At 71.6% G+C, this 19,336-nt stretch carries 17 protein-coding genes; 12 read left to right on the forward strand and 5 right to left on the reverse strand.

Features of this window, described 5'->3' with window-relative positions; translation table 11 throughout:
- Positions 1-123: 123 nt before the first annotated feature.
- Positions 124-540 (reverse strand): recombinase family protein, encoded by a 417-nt coding sequence (locus IEY87_RS35305; RefSeq protein WP_189143182.1) that lies wholly within the window; start codon positions 538-540, stop codon positions 124-126.
- Between the two features lie 282 nt (positions 541-822).
- Between IEY87_RS35305 and IEY87_RS35310 the strand changes: the two genes are divergently transcribed.
- On the forward strand, positions 823-1,164 hold the full coding sequence (locus IEY87_RS35310; RefSeq protein WP_189143183.1) for a zinc-binding dehydrogenase: 342 nt from the start codon (positions 823-825) through the stop codon (positions 1,162-1,164).
- An 85-nt stretch (positions 1,165-1,249) separates the two neighbouring features.
- On the opposite strand, the gene IEY87_RS35315 is transcribed toward IEY87_RS35310, so the two are convergent.
- A complete protein-coding gene (locus IEY87_RS35315) occupies positions 1,250-2,161 on the reverse strand; it encodes a TIGR03621 family F420-dependent LLM class oxidoreductase (protein ID WP_225277982.1) in 912 nt (303 codons plus the stop codon).
- Between the two features lie 81 nt (positions 2,162-2,242).
- On the opposite strand from IEY87_RS35315, the gene IEY87_RS35320 reads away from it, so the two are divergent.
- Genes IEY87_RS35320 through IEY87_RS35330 form a run of 3 tightly spaced genes read left to right on the forward strand, consistent with a single transcriptional unit; the run spans position 2,243 to position 5,138 of the window.
- Entirely contained in the window at positions 2,243-3,010 is a 768-nt protein-coding gene (locus IEY87_RS35320) for a phytanoyl-CoA dioxygenase family protein (RefSeq protein WP_189143184.1), read from the forward strand.
- The gene (locus IEY87_RS35325) at positions 2,995-3,951 is read left to right on the forward strand and encodes a phosphotriesterase family protein (protein WP_225277981.1); all 957 of its coding nucleotides are present in this window, start codon (positions 2,995-2,997) and stop codon (positions 3,949-3,951) included. The genes IEY87_RS35320 and IEY87_RS35325 overlap by 16 nt, the downstream gene beginning before the upstream one ends.
- Positions 3,948-5,138 carry a cytochrome P450 gene (locus IEY87_RS35330; RefSeq protein ID WP_189143185.1) on the forward strand — a complete coding sequence of 397 codons (1,191 nt, stop codon included), beginning with the start codon at positions 3,948-3,950 and terminating at the stop codon, positions 5,136-5,138. The genes IEY87_RS35325 and IEY87_RS35330 overlap by 4 nt, the downstream gene beginning before the upstream one ends.
- Before the next feature lie 73 nt (positions 5,139-5,211).
- Here the strand turns inward: IEY87_RS35330 and IEY87_RS35335 are convergent, their stop codons facing one another.
- Positions 5,212-6,438, reverse strand: a complete 1,227-nt coding sequence (locus IEY87_RS35335) for an MFS transporter (RefSeq protein WP_189143186.1) — start codon at positions 6,436-6,438, stop codon at positions 5,212-5,214.
- A gap of 176 nt (positions 6,439-6,614) precedes the next feature.
- Between IEY87_RS35335 and IEY87_RS35340 the strand changes: the two genes are divergently transcribed.
- From IEY87_RS35340 to IEY87_RS35360, 5 genes are all read left to right on the forward strand, one after another.
- Positions 6,615-7,478, forward strand: a complete 864-nt coding sequence (locus IEY87_RS35340; RefSeq protein WP_189143187.1) for a Gfo/Idh/MocA family protein — start codon at positions 6,615-6,617, stop codon at positions 7,476-7,478.
- Between the two features lie 199 nt (positions 7,479-7,677).
- Complete coding sequence (locus IEY87_RS35345) at positions 7,678-8,634, forward strand: ABC transporter substrate-binding protein (RefSeq protein WP_189143188.1); 957 nt, start codon at positions 7,678-7,680, stop codon at positions 8,632-8,634.
- A gap of 80 nt (positions 8,635-8,714) precedes the next feature.
- Positions 8,715-9,674: a FecCD family ABC transporter permease gene (locus tag IEY87_RS35350; protein ID WP_189143380.1), complete on the forward strand. Its 960-nt coding sequence runs from the start codon at positions 8,715-8,717 to the stop codon at positions 9,672-9,674.
- On the forward strand, positions 9,671-10,444 hold the full coding sequence (locus IEY87_RS35355) for an ABC transporter ATP-binding protein (protein ID WP_189143189.1): 774 nt from the start codon (positions 9,671-9,673) through the stop codon (positions 10,442-10,444). Before IEY87_RS35350 ends, IEY87_RS35355 begins: the two co-directional genes overlap by 4 nt.
- Positions 10,441-11,091 (forward strand): adenosylcobinamide amidohydrolase, encoded by a 651-nt coding sequence (locus tag IEY87_RS35360; RefSeq protein WP_189143190.1) that lies wholly within the window; start codon positions 10,441-10,443, stop codon positions 11,089-11,091. The genes IEY87_RS35355 and IEY87_RS35360 overlap by 4 nt, the downstream gene beginning before the upstream one ends.
- A 415-nt stretch (positions 11,092-11,506) precedes the next feature.
- Here the strand turns inward: IEY87_RS35360 and IEY87_RS35370 are convergent, their stop codons facing one another.
- Both IEY87_RS35370 and IEY87_RS35375 read right to left on the reverse strand, forming a co-directional pair.
- Positions 11,507-13,234: a hydantoinase B/oxoprolinase family protein gene (locus IEY87_RS35370; protein ID WP_189143191.1), complete on the reverse strand. Its 1,728-nt coding sequence runs from the start codon at positions 13,232-13,234 to the stop codon at positions 11,507-11,509.
- The gene (locus tag IEY87_RS35375; protein WP_189143192.1) at positions 13,231-15,324 is read right to left on the reverse strand and encodes a hydantoinase/oxoprolinase family protein; all 2,094 of its coding nucleotides are present in this window, start codon (positions 15,322-15,324) and stop codon (positions 13,231-13,233) included. Before IEY87_RS35375 ends, IEY87_RS35370 begins: the two co-directional genes overlap by 4 nt.
- 105 nt (positions 15,325-15,429) lie before the next feature.
- On the opposite strand from IEY87_RS35375, the gene IEY87_RS35380 reads away from it, so the two are divergent.
- The 3 genes from IEY87_RS35380 (at position 15,430) to IEY87_RS35390 (ending at position 19,254) form a co-directional block, all read left to right on the forward strand.
- Positions 15,430-16,923: a zinc ribbon domain-containing protein gene (locus tag IEY87_RS35380; RefSeq protein ID WP_189143193.1), complete on the forward strand. Its 1,494-nt coding sequence runs from the start codon at positions 15,430-15,432 to the stop codon at positions 16,921-16,923.
- Complete coding sequence (locus IEY87_RS35385; protein ID WP_189143194.1) at positions 16,923-18,482, forward strand: serine/threonine protein kinase; 1,560 nt, start codon at positions 16,923-16,925, stop codon at positions 18,480-18,482. The genes IEY87_RS35380 and IEY87_RS35385 overlap by 1 nt, the downstream gene beginning before the upstream one ends.
- Positions 18,483-18,594: 112 nt before the next feature.
- A complete protein-coding gene (locus IEY87_RS35390; protein ID WP_189143195.1) occupies positions 18,595-19,254 on the forward strand; it encodes a response regulator in 660 nt (219 codons plus the stop codon).
- Positions 19,255-19,336: the final 82 nt, after the last annotated feature.

Consider the following 19,336-nt stretch of genomic DNA (forward strand, 5'->3'; position numbering starts at 1 on the left):
GCCAGTGTCTGGGTGAGCGTGGTCAGCCAGCCCACCCGCGCCGCCAACGCCTCTGTGGGCACGACCACGCCGGTCTTCTCCACGATCGCCCGGTAGGCGGTACACGTCGCCGTCGCGGTCTGCTTACCCACCGGCACTCCCGCAGGTGGCGAGCGGCATCGTGAGCCAGCCGACCCCGAACCGAGCTGGCCGATCCTCGTGGGTGAGGCGGACCACGGTGAACTTCCCAGCGGCGGCATCCTCGCGCAGCTTCGCCCACCCGGGCCGACTCTTCCGCAACCCACCAGCCCTATCCGCATACACGCAAATGATCCCCGACGCGCTGGTCCGTGCGAGTTCCTCGGCTCGGGCCGTCAGTGACGACTCGTGTCCCGATGACCCCGACACCTGCACGTACGCGACCTCGACCCGATCCCGCTCCGACGGCAACACCCCGGCGAACGCGTCCAGGTCCCGCTCGTCGAACCGGCGCTCCGGCTGCTGATCGCCCACCACCCGAAACCGAACACGCCCCTCGATCGCCCACCGGCGCAACGTCATCGGATGAACCCCCAGACGCTGCGCCGCCGGAGACAACCCCTCAACAGAGCCATACAGAGATCGTAACGCTAAGTAGCTCATTGGCTACCCAAAACAAGCAACAGTTCTTACCCTTCTGCACAGGGGCGTGCCCGTCGGGCCGCACCCGGTGCCCGGCCTGCCGGTGATCCTCGGCGGCGAGGTGGCGGGGGGTGATCGAATCCGCCGGTGCGGGCGTGGGCCCCGCCCTGGTGGGGCGGCGGGTGGTAGCCGCCGACCTGACCTCGGGCGGCGGTCGGTGAGGTGAGCCTGGTCTTCGACGGGGTCGGCGGCCGGCTCGGCCGCGAGGCGTTCGAACTGATCGGCAAGGGCGGCCGCCAGGTCGTGTTCGGGCAGGCGGCGGGGGAGTGGTTCCATCCGGCCGAGGAGGAGCTGGCGGCCCGGGAGGTGACCTCCCATGACGGCATCGGGCACCTGCTGAGCCGGCCGGGCGGCATGGCGGAGCTGCGTGCCCAAGCCCTGGAGGCGGTGGCGGCCGGCCGCCTGACGCCCGCCGTCCAGTCCTTCCCGCTGCGCGACGCGGCCGCCGCCCACGCCGCCCTGGAGAGCCGGAACACGATCGGCAAGGTCGTCCTCACGACATAGCGCCCTTTCCACGGACACCGGCAAAGTCATCCTCGCGACATAGCGCCCTTCCAGGGACATCGGCACCGCCCTCGCGCCGAACCCCTCACGACGCGGCGAGTTCTTCCACGATGGGGATGAAGGCGTCGAGGTCGCGCTCGTGGTGCACCACGAAGTAGGAGACGTCGTGCTCGTCGCGCCAGTGGCGGAGCTGGTCGACGATGTCGCGGCGGGTCCCGAGCAGCACCTGGGGCGTGCCCTCCAGGCTCGGCCGGTCGGCCGCGCTCCAGGCCTGCGCCGGTCCGCGCTCGCCCACCTCGACGACGCTCGTGCCGAGCTCCAGCCGGTCGTAGCGGTTGCCGGCGGCCTCCCGTACGGACTGGAGCTTGGCCAGGAAAGCCCCGGCGCCGCCGTCGCGCGGGTCGGGGCCCCGGCCGTCGGCCCGTACCCGCATCGCCAGGTTCACCGAGTCGGCCTGCCTGGCCGCCAGCCGTACCATCCGCGGCCCGCCCGCACCGAGCAGCAGCGGGGGGTGCGGGCGCTGCACGGGCCGGGGCCGCAACCGCATGTCCCGCAGCGTGTGGTGAGCGCCCGAGAAGCTGAACTCCTCCCCGCTCCACAGCCCCTTCAGGACGGCGATGGCCTCCTCCAGCCGGTCCACCCGGACCCCCGGCGGCCGCAGCGCCAGCCCGGCCGCCTCGTAGTCGGCGGCCATCCAGCCGGTGCCGAGCCCGATCTCCAGCCGCCCCCCGGAGAGCACGTCCAGCGTGGCCAGCTCCTTGGCCAGGACGGCCGGCTGTCGGAAGTCGTTGGCCAGCACCAGCGTGCCCACCCGCAGCCGGCTGGTCGCGCAGGCGGCCGCGGTCAGCGCCGGCAGCGGCGCGAACCGGTCGCCGACGAGATGATCGGGCACCAGCAGCACGTCGAACCCGGCCCCCTCGACCCGCCGGGCCAGGTCCGCCCACTCCCTGCCCGACCCCGCCTCCCGCACCACAGCCCCGAACCTGAACCGCCGCACGAGAACCTCCCTGACCGCATCGGCACGTCGCAGGCATCCTAGGACTTACCAAGCGCTTGCTCTAGTGCCAGACTGGGCGGCATGGACGTCCCGGCGCGTCGCGCGAGCGACGACGAGGTGAGCTTCTTCGACGAGCACGGCTGGGTACGGCTGCCGCGGCTGGTCGCTCCGGAGACGGCGGACCGGCTGCGCGAGCGGGCCGTGGACCGGCTCCGGAGCCGGGACAGGCGGCGCACCACGCTCGTCGACGAGGCCTTCGGGCAGTCCAGGGACATCGCCGCCGCCGACGAGCTGTTCGGCGCGCTGGCCCTGAGCCCCGCCATGGGCCGCAACGCCGCCCGGATGCTGCGCGACGTCCGGGCGGTGCGCGTCCAGGTGACGAACCTGCTGGTCAAGGAGCCGGGCGAGCACGGCGCCACCCAGTTCCACCAGGACTTCCCGTGGATGCCGATGGACCGCTCGGCCATGCTGACCGTCTGGCTGGCGTTGGCCGACGTCCCCGCCGACATGGGGTCGCTGCGCTTCTACAGCGGCTCGCACCGGCACGGGCTGCTCGGGCGCAGCTTCACCCGGCCGGGCGACGACCAGCTCAGCCGCCACCCCTGGCTCAAGGAGCTGGAGCTGTCGCCGCCGCTCGACCTCAAGGCGGGCGACGCGACCGCGCACCACGCGCTGACCGTGCACGGCGCGCCCGCCAACCGCCGCGACCGCCCCCGGCTGTCGTTCACCGTCACCTACTTCGACGCCGACGCCCGCTACACCGGCGCGCCGTACCAGCAGACCGACGGGCTGGGGCTGGTCGTGAACGAGCCGTTCGAGCATCCGAGGTTCCCGTGCCCGAGACCGTGAGGGGGCCGGTCGCCGAGCTGGGCGTCACGCTCATGCACGAGCACGTCTTCGGCCTCAGCCCGGAGATCCTGTGGAACTGGCCGGACATCCCGGAAGGATGGGACCTGGAGGCACGGGCCGGGCAGGCGGCGGCCAAGCTGGAGGCGCTGCGGGCCGCGGGCGTCGACACCATCGTGGACCTGACCGTGGTCGGGCTCGGCCGCTACGTCCCGGCCGTGCGGCGGGTGGCCGAGCGGACCGGGGTGAACATCGTGGCCGCCACCGGCCTCTACACCTATGACGCGCTGCCGCCGTACTTCGCCAACCGCGGCCCCGGCACGCTGTTCGGCGGGCCCGACCGGCTCAGCGAGTTCTTCGTACGGGACCTCACCGAGGGCATCGGCGGGACGGGCGTCAAGGCGGCCATCCTCAAGTGCGCCTCCGACCACCTCGGCATGACCGCGGGCTGCGCCCGGGTGTTCCGGGCCGTCGCCGAGGCGCACCTGGAGACCGGCGCGCCCATCAGCACGCACTCCCACAGCCCGTCCCGAGGCGGCCTGGAGCAGCAGCGGCTGCTCGCCTCACTCGGCGTCGACCTCGGCCGGGTGGTGATCGGGCACGCCGGGGACTCCACGGACCTGGCCTACCTGGAGGAGCTCATCGCGGGCGGCTCGTATCTGGGCATGGACCGCTTCGGCATCGACACCATCAGCCCGTTCGAGGACCGGGTGGCGACCGTGGCGGCGCTGTGCGCGCGCGGGCACGCCGGCCGGCTGGTGCTCGGGCACGACTCCTACTGCTTCAACGACCGCTTTGACGAGGACGTGGTACGGCGGCGGCACCCGAACTACCACCTGCTGCACATCTCCCGCGACGTGCTGCCCGAGCTGCGCGGGCGCGGCGTCACCGAGGACCAGATCCATCAGATGCTCGTCGACAACCCGCGGAGGATCTTCGGATGATCGAGGACTTCGACGTCAGCTCCGACTGGCACGTGGCCGCGCCGTACGACTTCCTGGCGAGGCTGCGCCGCGAGCGGCCGGTGTTCCCCAGCGAGCACCTCGGCGCGTACGTGCTCACCAGGTACGCCGACGTGCGGGCGGCCTACGGCGATCCGCGGCGGTTCTCCTCCGAGGGGTCGCTGACCATCTCGCGCAGCCTCACCCAGCGGACGCGGGACAGGCTGGGCGAGCACGGCTCGTTCCTGTCCAGTTTCGTGGCCAACGTCGATCCGCCCGACCACACCCGGCTGCGGCGGTCGGTGTCGCGGGCGTTCACGCCGCGCGCGGTGGCCGCGCTGGAGCGGCGCTTCCGGCAGCTGAACGAGGACCTGCTGGACCGGGTCGAGCCGCGGGGGAGCGCCGACTTCGTGACCGACCTAGGGCACGAGCCGTCGATCAAGTTGACCGCCCGGTTCATCGGGGTGCCGGAGGCGGACGAGGACTTCGTCCAGGCGCACGTCAAGGACTGGTTCCAGCTCTTCCTGTCCCCGCAGTCGCCGGAGCGGCAGCTCGACCTGGCCGACAGCTTCCTGACCTACCTGGACTACGTGGATCGGCTGGTCGCGGCCAGGGCCAAGGAGCCGCGCGACGACTTCACCTCGCTGATGACCGCGCTGATCGGCGACGAGCTGAGCCACCGGGAGGTGGTGGAGCTGATCTCCACCATCCTGCTCGGCGGCAACGACACCGTGCCCAACCAGCTCGGCAACACCGTCCTGCGGCTGCTGCGCGAAGACTGCTGGCCGGTGCCGCCCGCGCTGATCCCGAACGCGGCCGAGGAGTGCATGCGCATCGACGGCGCCTCGCTCGGCTCGTTCCGCTACGCCCGGACCGACATTCCGCTGCACGGGAGGGTGATCCCGGCGGGGTCGCTGGTGCTGCTGTCCACCGACTCGGCCGCCCACGACGAGACCGTCTTCCCCGATCCGGACCGCTTCCTGATCGACCGGCCCAACGCCGACGCGCACCTGGTCTTCGGCTACGGCATCCACTTCTGCGTCGGCGCCGCACTGGCCCGCCTGCAACTCCGCACCGCCCTCACCACCCTGACCCACCGCCTACCAGCCCTGCGCCTGGTTCCTGGGCCGATCACTTACCGCAAGTCGCTCGTGGGCCGAGGACTGACGACCCTGCCCGTGGAGTGGTGAAGGCTTCCCGTCCGCCGAAGGGCTTCCCGCTCGTCGAGAGGTTCCCGCGTCTGTCAGGAGGCTTCCGCGTCTGTCAGGAGGTTCCCGCGTCGGAAGGGGGCCCGGCCTCGGCCGGGTGGCTCAGCCGACGCAACCGGAACATCGGCACGGCGCACGCGAGCACCGCCGCCGTGGCCAGTACCACGACCGGCCAGCCGCCCGCGTCACCCGGCCCCTGCTGCCCCAGCAGCGACTCCGCGAGCACTTCCAGCAACGACCCGGCCACCTCCGCCACCACCAGCGCGATGATCAGCGTCGCGCCGGACCGGCCCAGCAACCGGCTCGGCGTGATCGCCTGGCGGTGGCTGAGCAGGGTCACCGCGGCCACGGCCGCCCCGGCCCAGGGCACCAGCCGGCCGAGGACGTACCAGATCGGACCCCAGTCCATCCCGGCCAGCACGAGCAGCGCGAACGGCTGACTCACCAGGACGGCCGCCCACGCCAGCCGGAACGTTCCGACCCGCCGGTACAGCAGCATGGCGAGGACGGCGCCGATGGGCGTCGCCAAGGACACCGACCATGACAGGCCGGCCTCCGGCCGGGTGACCTCCCCACCCTCCTCCGCCAGGAGCGGAGTGACGGCGAACTCTTCGATGGGCCCCTGCATCGCGGTCAGCCCGAACAGGCACACGACGATCGCCCGCAGCACCGGATGGGTCAGCGTGAACCGCACCCCCTCCACGGCCTCCCGCCATACCCCGGTTCTGGGCGGCGCGGGCTCCTCGGGCGCGTGGACGAGGCCGAACAGCCACGCGGAAGCGGCGAACCCCAGGGCCGCGACGCCGGCGGCCACAGCGATCGCTCTGGGGGAGCCGTAGAACTGGATGACGATGCCGAAGGAGCTGAGACCGCCCACGACCAACAGCACGGCGTTGACCGGGACGAACCGGTCCCGCCCGACGGCCGCGGGCAGATAGGCGTCCTGGGCGAGCTCGCCCGAGAGGCGCAGCATTCCCACACCCGTCGCCACCAGCACGACGTGCGGCAGGGTGACCGCGTCCAGCCAGACGGCCATTGCGAGCGAGGTGAGCAGGCCCGCCGCGAGCCATCCGATCACCGTCAGCGCCGTCCCGCGCCGCACCCGGTCCACGAGGACGCCCAGGGGGAGGACGAACAGGATCGGCAGCAGGTACGCGGCCAGGTGCGCGAGGCCGAACTCGGCGGAGGCCGACCCCAGCACCGTCAACATGGTCATCACCAGCAGGCTCGCCTCGGCGACGATGGCGAGCTGCCGGGTCACGCCGCCCGCCAGGAAGAGCACAACGGGCGGAACCCGGCATCCTGCACGCCCATACGTACGTGGCCGAGCGGACGGAACCTGGCATCCCGCCTTCCGTACGGTCTCGGGTGAGCGGGTTGACCGCGCGGCCGGATATACCTGGTGAGCGGGTTGATCTCGTGAGAAAGTCGTACAAAGAGCGATTTAGGGGGATTTGTATGGAGCCGGTGGCTGTCGGGTTGATCGGGGCGGGGCCGTGGGCCAAGATGGCGCACGTGCCGATGCTGACGAAGAGCCCGCACACCCGGCTCGCCGGCGTCTGGGCCCGGCGGCCCGAGGTGGCGGCGCGGCTCGGGGCGCCCGTGTTCGAGCGGGTCGAGGAGCTGTTCGACGTCTGTGCGGCCGTCGCCTTCTGCGTGCCGCCCGCCGTACAGGCCGAGCTGGGGGTGCGCGCCGCGCGGGCCGGCAAGGCGCTGCTGCTGGAGAAGCCGCTCGCCGACTCGCTGGACGGCGCGCGGCGGCTGGCCGACGCGGTGGCCGAGACGGGCGTGCCGACCCAGATGGTGCTCACCCTGAGGTACGCCGCCCGTACCAGGGAGTTCCTGGCCCGGTGCGCCGAGATCGAGCCGTTCGGCGGGCACGCCGCCAACATCTCCGCCTCCCTGATGGGCGACCACCCGTTCGCCACCCCGTGGCGGCTGGAGCGCGGCGCGCTGCTGGACGTGGGGCCGCACATGATCGACCTGCTCGACGCCGCGCTCGGCCCGGTGACCGGGGTGCGCGCGCACGGGCACCCGCTGCGCTGGGCCGGGCTGCTGCTGGAGCATGAGAGCGGCGCGGTCAGCGAGGCGTCGCTGTGCCAGGCGGGCGTCGGCGAGATGCCCCCGGCCAGCATCGCGGTCTACGGCGCCAAGGGCAGCGCCGTCCTGCAGCGAGGCGGCGACGACGACCCGCTGGCCAAGGTCGCCGAGGAGTTCGCCCACACCGTCCGGCAGGGCGGCGGGCATCCGCTCGACGCCGCCCACGGGCTCAGGCTGCAGCACATCATCGCCGAGGCGGAGAAGCAACTCCTGACCCCTTGACTCAAGGTGCCATCTGGAGCATTGATAGCGTTTGTCCGACGCGCAGTGCTGCAGCGAAGTCCGGTGTGAGTCCGGCGCTGTCCCGCAACTGTCATAGCCAGGTCGCCTGCCTCTGCGTGACGTCATCAACCCTCGTGGAAAAGGGTGATCCGTCGCTCTTCGCGGGTCTCTCGGTTCCGACAGTGTGAAAGGACATCTCGTGAGGCCCGTACGCACGGTCTTCGCGGGCGCGCTGCTGGGAACGTTGGTGCTGGCCGGATGCGGTCAGACCAGCACAACAGCCACCCCCGCCGCCAGCCCCGCCGCTTCCTCCTCCTCAGCCGCCCCGGGCGCCGCCTTCCCCGTCACGGTCGAGGCCGCCAACGGCACGATCACCATCCCCAAGCGGCCGGAGCGGATCATCTCGCTCTCCGCCACCCACACCGAGACGCTGTTCGCCATCGGCGCCGGCCCCCAGGTGATCGCGGTCGACGACCGCTCCAACCACCCGGCCGAGGCGCCCAAGACCGACCTGTCGGGCTTCAAGCCGAACGTCGAGGCCATCATCGCCCACAAGCCCGACCTGGTCGTCGTCTCCGATGACATCGACCAGATCATCACCGAGCTGGGCAAGGTGAACGTCCCCGTCCTGTGGGAGCCCGCCGCCACCAAGCTCGACGAGGCCTACGACGAGATCGCCGACCTGGGCGCCGCCACAGGCAACCAGGCCAAGGCCGACGAGGTCGTGAGCGGCATGAAGACCTCCCTGGAGAAACTGGCCGCCGAGGCGCCCCAGGCCAAGAACCTCACCTACTACCACGAGCTCGACCAGACGCCCTACGCCGCCACGTCCAAGACGTTCATCGGACAGCTCTACGGCCTGTTCGGCGTCACCAACATCGCCGACAAGGCCCCCGACGCGGCGGGCGGCTACCCCAAGCTGTCGGCCGAGTTCGTCGCCCAGGCCGACCCCGACCTGATCTTCCTGGCCGACGTGAAGTGCTGCCAGCAGAACAAGGCCGCCCTGGCCAAGCGGCCAGGCTGGCAGAGCCTGTCCGCGATCAAGAACGACCAGGTGGTCGAGCTCGACGACGACATCGCCTCCCGCTGGGGGCCCCGCGTCGTCGACCTCGCCCAGAGCATCGGCGCGGCGGTCACGAAGGCGGCCGCGCGCTAGTGGCGCTGACCGCCGAGGTCACCCCATCACGCGCCCGGCCGCTCTGGCTGGCCGGCGCGCTGGTGGTCCTGGCCGCGTCCATGGTCGCGGGCCTGCTGGGCGGCGCCGCCGACATCTCACCCTGGCAGGTGATCCTCCAGATGGCGGACTGGCTGCCGTTCCTGACCGTCGACTCCGGGCTGGCGCCCATCGAGCAGGGACTGCTGTACGAGCTGCGCCTGCCCAGGGTGCTCGTCGCGGCCGTGGTCGGCGGTCTGCTGGCCATGGCGGGGGCCGGCTACCAGGGCGTGTTCAGGAACCCGCTCGCCGACCCGTACCTGCTCGGCGCCGCCGCCGGAGCCGGGCTGATGGCGACCGTGACCATCGTGCTGCTGCCGGCGCTCGCCGCCTACATCCCGGCGGCGGCCTTCGCCGGAGCCGTCGGCGGCGTGTTCCTCGCCTACGCGCTCGGCAACACCGCCGGCCGCTCCGGCGGCACCGCCACCCTGGTGCTCGCCGGGGTGGCCGTCACCTCCTTCCTCACCGCCATCCAGACGTTCATCCAGCAGTTCAAGGTCGAGGAGTTGCAGCGCATCTACTCCTGGATCCTCGGCGACGTCGGCGGCGGATGGGACCAGTTCTGGCTCGTGCTGCCGTACGCCGTCGTCTCGGCCGTGCTGCTGCTCCTGCACGGCCGGATGCTGGACGTGCTGTCGGTGGGGGAGGAGGAGGCGACCAGCCTGGGCCTGCGGGCGTCCCGGGTGCGTCTGTTCGTCCTGCTGGCCGCCAGTCTGGCCACCGCGGCGGCGGTGGCGGTCAGCGGGCTCATCGGCTTTGTCGGCATCGTCGTCCCGCACGTCGTACGGCGGCTCGCGGGCGGCTCCTACCGCAGCGTGCTGCCCCTGTCGCTGCTCGGCGGAGCCGCCTTCCTGGTGCTCGCCGACCTCGCCGCGCGCACCGTGATCGCCCCCGCCGAGCTGCCCATCGGCGTCGTCACCATGTTCGTCGGCGCGCCGTTCTTCGTGGCCGTCCTGCGCATGACGCGGCGGACCGCCACATGATCGCCGTCAAGGGTCTGTCGGTACGGCTCGGCGAGCGCGAGGTGCTCACCGACGTGGACCTCCAGGTACGGCGCGGCGCCTGGCTGGCGGTCATCGGCCCGAACGGCGCGGGCAAGTCGACCCTGCTGAAGGCCGTCATGGGCCTGCTCGCCCACCGCGGCGAGGTGACCCTCGACGGCAGGCCGTCCGGCACCCTCAGCCCCAGGGACCGGGCCCGCCTGGTCGCCTACGCCCCCCAGACGCCCGCGCTGCCACCCGACATGACCGTCTTCGACTACGCCCTGCTCGGCCGTACCCCGTACATCCCCTATCTCGGCCGGGAGAGCCGCACCGACCGGGACGTCACCGGGTCCGTGCTGGACCGGCTCAACCTGACCCCGTTCGCCGCCCGCAGGCTCGGCGAGCTGTCCGGCGGCGAGCGGCAGCGTGTCGTGCTCGCCCGGGCGCTCGTCCAGCAGGCCCCCGTGCTGCTGCTCGACGAGCCCACCACCGCCCTCGACCTCGGGCACCAGCAGCAGGTGCTCGAACTCGTCGACCGGCTCAGGCTCGCCGACGAGCTCACCGTGGTCACCACGCTGCACGACCTGACCGTCGCCGGCCAGTACGCCGACCACCTCCTGCTGCTGGCCGAAGGCCGCGCCGTCGCCTGCGGCGAACCCGCCCAGGTGCTCACCGTGCCGCTCGTCAGCGGCCACTTCGACGCCCGTGTCATGATCGAGCAGGGCCCCGGCGGGCGGCCCGTCGTCCACCTCGTCAGAGGAGAACCGTGAAGCTCACCACGAGGACCGAGGAGGGCGTCGAGCTCGGCGCGCTGCTCTGGGAGTTCGGGCCGGGCTGGCGGATGATCTCCTCGGCCATGCTCGGCGGCGGCATCGGCCCCCGCGAGTGGATCCTCAACGCCCAGGTCGTCGCCGGCTACTCCCGCATGGACCCGGTCGAGCACCTGGCTGAGCTGGGCCCCGGCGGCGACGGCGTCGGCATGATGACCGCCGCCTCCGTCGACCGCAACGTCCATGCCGAGGACGGCGGCGTCGAAGCCGTCGCCACGGTCGGCTTACGCGTCCCCACCTGGGCCGCCGCCCCCGAAGGCGCCGCCGACCCCGAACTCGCTCCCATGCTGGGCGCTCCACGGGTGGGCACGATCAACATCGTCGCCGTGCTGCCGGTCGCCATGACCGACGCCGCCCTGGTCAACGCCGTGATGACGATGACCGAGGCCAAGACGCAGGCGCTGCTGGAGGCGGGCTTCCCGTGTACCGGCACCGCCTCCGACGCCCTCTGCCTGGCCGTCCCGGACACCGGGCCGCAGGAGCTGTTCGGCGGGCCGCGGTCGCCGTGGGGAGCGCGGCTGGCGCGCGCGGTCCACACGTCGGTACGGCGCGGCGCCGAAGCGTGGCGACCTTGGGGCGGAGAGTAATCGACTTCGGGTAAGTAGCATGTGCGAAAGGGCTCGATTCCCGATACTGAGTGGGTGACCACGATGGCGACCGAACCGACGACCGCACGGACGGTTCTGCCGGGCGTGCCTCCGTTCACTGTCGATGACCTGCTCAAGTTTCCCGATGACGGGAACCGATATGAGCTCTTCAACGGAAGCCTTCTGGTGAGCCCTGCCCCGACTCCGCTGCATCAGCGCGTCATCTTTCGCCTCCAGCGCATTCTGGACGATGTGGCACCACCAAGAGTGAGGCCTATGCCGCCGCAGGCATCTCCACCTATTGGCGGATCGAGCTTGATGAAGGCCCGACCGTCTACGTCTACGAACTCGACGGAGATTCCTACGGGGCTCCTTCCGCCTACAAGGCCGGGACCGTTGCCACCTTGGCGATGCCCTACTCGGTCAGCTTCGATCCCGGCGATTTGATCTGAGCGTGCGGCGCGGGCAGACCGTAGTCCTCGGCCGCGCCCCGGGAGGTGACGCGGCCCGCCTCCAGGTCGGCTTCGATCAGCGCGGGATCCCGCTCCTGTGGTGGGCCGATGCCGCCTCCGCCCGTCGTCTCCACGATGAAGGCCTCGCCCGCGGCGAACCGGACGTTGTTCACCTTTGACGCCAGGCGCTCGATCGACCCGTCCAGCCGGCGTTTGAAGAAGCCGCCCAGCCTGCCGGGCAGCCCGCCGTCACGCCCCGGTGGGGCCAGGCGCAGCCGGTCGCCCCGGGTCGTCACGTGGCAGTCGGCCAGGAACCGGTAGACGGTACGCGAGCCCAGCCCGCCACGGTGCCGCCCCGGGCCGCCCGAGTCCGGGATGGTCTCGATCGACTCGACCACCAGCGGGCAGCGGCCCTCCACCGGCTCCACCTGCGGCACCGAGTTGCGGCCCACCCCGAAGTGCACGCCCGTCGCGTCCGGCCCGTCCAGCCCCGGCCGCGCGCCGACGCCGCCGAAGTCGTACGCGAGATGGATCCAGTACGGCGCGGCCACGGAAGCGATCGAGAACGGCTGCAGGATCCCGCTCGCCGCGATGGCCCGCTCGGGCACCGCGTCGGACAGCGCCTGGAAGACGGCCTCGATGGCGGCGTAGATGGGGACGTACCGGCCGCCGCAGGGGTAGGGGGAGCGGGCGTCGAGCAGCGAGCCCGGCGGCAGGCGTACGTCGATCGCGCGCAGGCAGCCGTCGTTCATCGGGATCGTCGGGTCCAGGAAGCACCGCACGGCGAACACGGCCGCCGCCAGCGACTGCGACGCCGACGCGTTGATCGCCGCCGGCACCTGCGGGTCCGTCCCCGCGAAGTCCACCACCACCCGCCCCGCGCCCGCCGGCCCGCCCTGCCCGGTGTCGAGGGTGATCGATACGCGGATGTGGTGGGGCTTGTCGGGGTTCATGCCGTCGTCGTCTATGGGGTAGGACGCCTGGTGGCGGCCTGGGGGGAGGGTGGCCAGTGCGGCTCGGGTCCTGGTCTCGGTGTAGTCGAGGTAGGCGTCGATCCCGGCCTTCAGGCCCGTCTCGCCGTACTCGCGGACAAGGGCGTCGATGCGGGTGGCGGCGACGGCGGTGCCCGCGATGAGGGCGCGTACGTCGCCCATCACCTTGTCGGGGGTACGGCTGTTGGCCCGCAGGATCGCCTCCACGGCGGGCTCCAGGCCGTCGGCGGTGGCCAGGCGGACGGGCGGGAGTTGCAGGCCCTCCAGGTAGACGTCCGTGGCCAAAGGGGCCATGCCGCCCGCGGACAGGCCGCCCAGGTCCGAGACGTGGATCATGGTGGCGGCGAAGTAGGCGGGGGTGCCCATCGTGAAGACCGGCCGGTAGACCAGGAGGTCGTTGGTGTGGACGCCGCCTCGGTAGGCGTCGTTGAGCACGTACACGGCGCCGGGGCGCATCGTCGCGAGGGGGATGTCCTTGACGAGCTCCGGGAGCGCGACCTTCAGGGCCATGCTGTTCATCAGCGTGGTGGCCATGGAGTGGGCGATCAGCCGCCCGCCGGCGTCCAGGATGGCGGCCGAGGCGTCCGAGCCCTCGACGATGAAGGTCGAGTACGCGGACCGCACCACGACGATGCCGGCCTCTTCGGCGGCGACGACCAGGGCGTTCCTGAGCACTTCGGCGGTCAGGGCGTCGTTCATGGGGCGGACTCGCGGATCAGGTGTACGGCGCGTGCTTCGTCGAGGGTCGCGGTCCAGCTGGGCGGGACGACGATCGTGGACTCGGGGTCCTCGATGACGGCCGGGCCGTGCAGCCTTTCCAGGGTGTCTCTGGTGTGTACGGGAACCTCTACGTAGGCGCCGCCGAAGTACGCGGCACGGGTGGTCGTCGATGTCTCCTTGGCCGTGGGCGTGACGCCGGTCCTCGCCTCCTTGGCCGCGGGCGTGACGCCGGTCCTCGCCGTACGAGTTGCGCCGACCTCCGCCGTACCTCTTCTCGCCGCACCGGCGCTGGGTGAGGGGAGGGTGAGGCTGGGTGGGGGGAGGGTGAGGCGGAGGCGGTAGGCGACTACTTCGATGGTGGACTGTTGCGTTATGCCGTACACCTGGGTGTATTTCGTGGAAAAACGCGACGCCAGCTCCTCCCGTACGGGGCTCCACGGGACCGTCAGGTCGTGGGACTGGCCGTGGAAGCGGACGTCGGCCGAGCGGGTGAGTTCGAGGCCGGGGGTCGTCAGCGGGAGGCCGAGGTCGGCGGCGGCGGTGCGGGCCAGCTCGTCGAAGAGCGCGTCGGGGTCCGCCGCGTCCAGGCGGGAGATGACGCGTTCGGTGGACAGGGCGCCGGTGAGGAGGCCGGCCGCCGAGGCGACGCCGGAGTGGGCGGGGACGAGCACCCGGGAGATGCCGAAGCGCTCCGCGACCCGGGCCGCGTGCATGGGGCCGGCGCCGCCGAACGCCACCAGGGTGAAGCCGCGCGGGTCGATGCCCCGCTGCACGGTCACCACGTGGACGGCCGAGGCCATCGAGGCGCTGACGATCTCGTGGACGGCGTGCGCGGCCTCGGCCGGGGTGACGCCCAGCGGGCCCGCCAGGCGGTCGAGGGCCCGCGCGGCGAGGGACGGTGACAGCGGGATGGTGGCCGAGGACAGGTAGCCGAGCACCAGGTTCGCGTCCGTCACGGTGGGCTCGCGGCCGCCGAGCGCGTAGCAGGCGGGGCCGGGGGAGGAGCCGGCCGAGCGGGGGCCGACACGCAGCGCGCCGGCGGCGTCCAGCCAGGCGATGCTGCCGCCGCCCGCGCCGATCTCGGCCAGGTCGATGGCGGGCGTCTTGATGGGGACCCCGGTGCCGGCCCGGCGGCCGCCGAAGCTGCCCTTGCCGCCCACGTGGAACTCGCGGGTGATCTCCGGGCGGCCGTCGCGGACCACGCAGACCTTGGCCGTGGTGCCGCCCATGTCGAAGGAGATGACGTCACCGGCCCCGGTGCCCGCCGCCGCCAGGACGCCGGCCGCGGGCCCCGACTCGATGGTCGACACCGCCCGCCTGGCCGCCAGCTCGGCGGAGATCACGCCGCCGCTGGACTCCATGACGTGGATCGGCGCGCGGACGCCCAGCTCGGCCAGGCGGGCGCTCAGGCGGGAGAGGTAGGAGGCCATGAGCGGCCCGACATAGGCGGACATGATGGTGGTGGTGGCGCGTTCGTACTCGCGGATCTCCGGCCAGATCTCCGATGAGATGACCACGTTCGGGATCGACTCGCGCAGGATGGCGGCGACCTGCCGTTCGTGCTCCGGGCAGGCGTAGGAGTGCAGCAGGCAGACGGCGGCGGAGGTGATGCCGCGCGCGGTGATGCGCGCCGCGACGCGCCGTACGGAGTCCGGATCCAGGGGTGTGAGCACGGTGCCGCGCGCGGAGACGCGCTCGACCACCTCGAAGCAGTCGGCGGCGGCCACCGGCGGCGGTGGCGGGGTGAAACGCAGGTCATAGCGGTCCTCCTCGACCCGGGCGTAGCGGCCGAGCGGGATGACCGAGCGGAAGCCGAGGGTGGTCACGAACGCCACCCGCGCGCCCTTGCGTTCGAGCACCGCGTTGGTGGCCAGGGTGGTCGCGTGCACGACCCTGCTGACCTGGGCCGGGTCCACACCGGCGAGCACGCGCGTAACGCCGGAGGCGATCCCCGCGATGGGGTCGTCGTGGGTGCTCAAACATTTGGCGGCTGTCAGTGTGCCGGTGGGGGTGCGCAGGACGACGTCGGTGAAGGTGCCGCCGACGTCGACGCCGATCGCGTAACCCATCTGCGCAAGGAAAGCACACAAGCAAGCGCTTGTCTACATGGCGGCGTCTTGACTTACGGCAGGTGATTGAGACCCTGGTCATAACGATTCTTCAGGGAGCGGTGAATGGGGCGTCTCGCAGCTCTGGCAGGCGGTCTCGCGGTGACGACCGCTCTGTTGATCATGCCCGCGACGGCACACGAGCATCCCAGCGGCATCACCGATCTGGTGACCCCCGCGGTGGTCCGGGTGGAGGCCGTCTCCCACGTCGAGATCACGCTGCTCGACCACCTGGGTGAGCTCAAGCATGTGGAGCGTTCCTACGACATCCCCCTCGGCCAGGGCACCGGCACCGTGGTCAACCCCGAGGGCGCGATCGTCACGCTCACCCGCGTCGTCAAGACCGACAACGAGGACGTGGCCATCCTGGCGGCCAACCGGATCTTCGCCGCGCACCACAAGGTCAAGATCCCGCAGGACGCCAAACGGCACAAGGTCAAGGACCCGCGGCTCAACCACCACCTCGAAGAGTGCTACCCGCCGAAGCGGTCCACCGCGACCTGCATCATCGACGTGACCACCGACATCACGATCTTCCCGAACGTGTCCCCGGCCGACTCCGACGGCTTCAAGGCCGAGCTGGTCAGAGCCGGGTCCAGGCCCGACAGCCCCGCCGTGCTGATGCCCTCGGGCCGGGCCGTCGGCAGCGTCGGCATGCCCACCGCCCCGCTCGCCGACAAGGTGCCCGACCAGGTCGGCTCGCCCACCAGCGTCGCCGGCTTCCTCGGCCGGCCGGGCCCCGACGTGCGCGACACCGTCGAGATCGCCCACCTCACCAAAGGCGGCGGCGCGGGTGACAAGGGCAGGCCGTTCGCGGATCCGGAGGGCAAGACCGACGAGCCCGCCAAGCTCGGCGGCCTGGCCGATCGCGGCATGGTCGGCGCGCCGGTCATCGGCGACAAGGACGGGCACGTCATCGGCATGCTCATCGGCGGCGGCAAGAACGCCAAGATGATCGGCGTACGGGAGATCACCGCGATCCTGACCAAGGCGGGGATCGCGCCGCGCAGAGGGGCGATCGACTCGGCCTTCGAGGGCGCGCTGACCCGCTACCACACCAAGTACTACACCGAGGCGGCCCCGGGCTTCCAGCGCGTCCTGGAGCTCTATCCCGGCAACACGGTGGCCGCCGAGCTGCTGAAGATCTCGCTGGCCAAGCGGGGCGGTCCCGAGGACGAGGGCACCAAGCAGGCGGCCGTGCCGGTGGCCGCGGCCACGCCGCTGTGGCCGTTCATCGTGGCGGCCGGGGTGCTGTTCGTCGCCGCCGCGACCGGAGCGTTCGTGCTGTGGCGCCGCCGCCGCGAGCCGGCCGACCAACTGGAGCCGCCCGAGCCGCTACCACCGCCGCCACCGCCGTCGGCGGTCATCGCGGAGCCTCTCGACGAGGGGGCCAGCCAGACGGTCGTGGTGCGCAGATCGGTGGCTTTCGGGGCGATCCCCCAGCAGAAACAGGTGCTGACCACGAAAGATCCGTCGATCAAGTACTGTACGGCCTGCGGCATGAAGCTGGGGCTAGGGCACCGGTTCTGCGGCTACTGCGGTCACCCCAGCGAGACGTGATGCAATTGAACGAGCGAGGACTCATCGGCCAGGAGGTGGCCGGCTACTACATCGAGGACATCGTCGGCAAGGGCGGCATGGCCGTCGTCTACCTGGCGCTGGACCCTCGGTTGAGCCGCCGCGTGGCCCTGAAGATCCTCAACCCGGTGCTGAGTGTCGACGACCGGTTCAGGCAGCGGTTCATCCTGGAGTCCAGGACCGTCGCCAGCATCGAGCACCCCAACATCGTCCCCATCTACGAGGCCAACGCCGACGACGACGGCGTGCTCTACATCGCCATGCGCTATGTCGACGGCCTCGACCTGCGCCGCCTGATCTACGACCGGGGGCCGCTGCCGCTCGGGCAGGCCAACCGGATCTTCGCCCAGGTGGCCGCCGCCCTGGACGCGGCGCACGCGCACGACCTGGTCCACCGGGACGTGAAACCGGCCAACATCCTGCTCGCCGGCGACCACGTCTACCTCACCGACTTCGGCATCACCAAGCACCGCACGTCGATCTCCGGGCTGACGCAGACCGACCAGTTCATCGGCACGCCGCGTTACATGTCCCCCGAGCAGATCAACAAGGAGCACATCGACGGCCGGGCCGACCAGTACGCGCTGGCCTGCGTGGCCTACGAGGCGCTGTCGGGGCGGCTGCCGTTCCAGCGGGACAACGACATCGCGCTGCTCTGGGCGCACCTCGCCGAGCAGCCGACACCGCTGTCACAGCTGCGCGCGGAGCTGCCGGCGGAGGTCGACGTGGTGATGATGCGGGCGCTGAGCAAGGCGCCCGAGCAGCGCTACGGGTCGTGCGCGGAGTTCGTCTCCGCGCTGCGCGAGGCGATCAGCGGCGTCGCGTCGCTGACGCCCGGCGGGGTGGGCCCGATCACCGCGCCGGGGGCCGCGCCGTCGACCGGCCCGTCCTCGCTGCCCCCGCAGCTCAACCAGGCAGGCCGCCGCCCCGCCGCCCGGCCGGGCAGGCTGCCGATCGTGGCGGCCACGCTGACCGCCGCCCTGGCCGCGCTGGCGCTGGTCGTCATGATCATCATCAACCAGCGGGGCGACGCGTGGGTCCGCTACCAGGACACCACCGCCGCTCCGGTGACGTTCGAGTATCCGGCCGCCTGGACCGCGCGCACGCACGCCGATCTGTTCTCGCTGGCCTCGCCGCGCGCCGCGGAGTTCGAGGCGATGTTCGTCTCCGGCGCGAGCGCCAACTGGTCGCGGATCAACCCGATCATCACCGGCGACCCGGAGGAGGCGGTCGGGGTGTACGTCCAGGTCTCCGACACGCTCGACGCGGGCGCCGGCCGCGAGCAGATGAAGGCCATGCTGGAGGGTCTGCTGCCCGGCGAGATCCAGGTGACCGCCCCCGTCCCCGACCGGGCGGGCAACAGCGACGCCACCCGCTACGACGGCTCGCTGCGCGACCGCAACACCGGCAACGGGCTCGGCTTCGTCGGCTACGTCATCGACCACCGGCCCAAGCCGATCCTGGTGCTGTACTTCTGCGCCCAGAACCGCTGCGACGACAGCGTCCAGGTCCGGGTGCGGCAGAGCGTGTTCGTGTCCTGAGCGGCGAGCGGCTTGTAACTGAGGCGCGCGGCTTGTAACTGACTTGTATGCGGCTTGACCAGGCTGTTCAAGCCTGTTCAAGGCGCCGGACGGCGTCTACTCTCTCGACCTTGTGGGCATTCGAATCGTCATTGTGGACGACCAGGCGATGGTCCGTGCGGGGCTGCGCATGGTCGTGGAGAGCGAACCCGGCATGGAGGTCGTCGGCGAGGCCGCCGACGGGCGCGACGCCATCGCCGTGGCCAGGCGCACCCGGCCGGACATCGTGCTGATGGACATCTCCATGCCGCGGCTCGACGGCCTGAGCGCGGCCAGGGAGCTGCTCGACACCCCGTCCCCGCCCAAGGTCATCACGCTGACCACGTTCGACACCGACGAGAACCTCTGGGCCGCGCTGCGCGCCGGGACCAGCGGCTTCCTGCTGAAGGTGTCGCCGCCGGAGCAGCTCATCGAGGCCATCCGCATCGTGCACGCCGGGGACGCGCTGCTCGACCCGGCCGTCACCAGCCGGGTGATCGCCTCCTTCGCGGGCCGCGCCGAGCCGGTGCCCTCGCCCCGGCTGGAGGATCTGACGCCGCGCGAACTGGAGGTGCTGCGGCTGCTCGCCCGCGGCCTGACCAACGCCGAGATCGCCCGCGAGCTGTTCGTGGGGGAGGCCACGGTCAAGACGCATGTGGCGCGGGTGCTGATGAAGCTGGGCCTGCGGGACCGGGCCCAGGCGGTGGTCTTCGCGTACGAGTCCGGCGTGGTGCGGCCAGGGGACACGGACTGACCGCATCTCAGCATGCGGGACCCGTTTTACGAGTCCAGGGGATGTTATGTGTATATTTTTCGTCATAAGGCGGTATTGACAG

The sequence above is a fragment of the Nonomuraea glycinis genome (genome assembly GCF_014646515.1).
Taxonomy (GTDB): Bacteria; Actinomycetota; Actinomycetes; order Streptosporangiales; family Streptosporangiaceae; genus Nonomuraea; species Nonomuraea glycinis.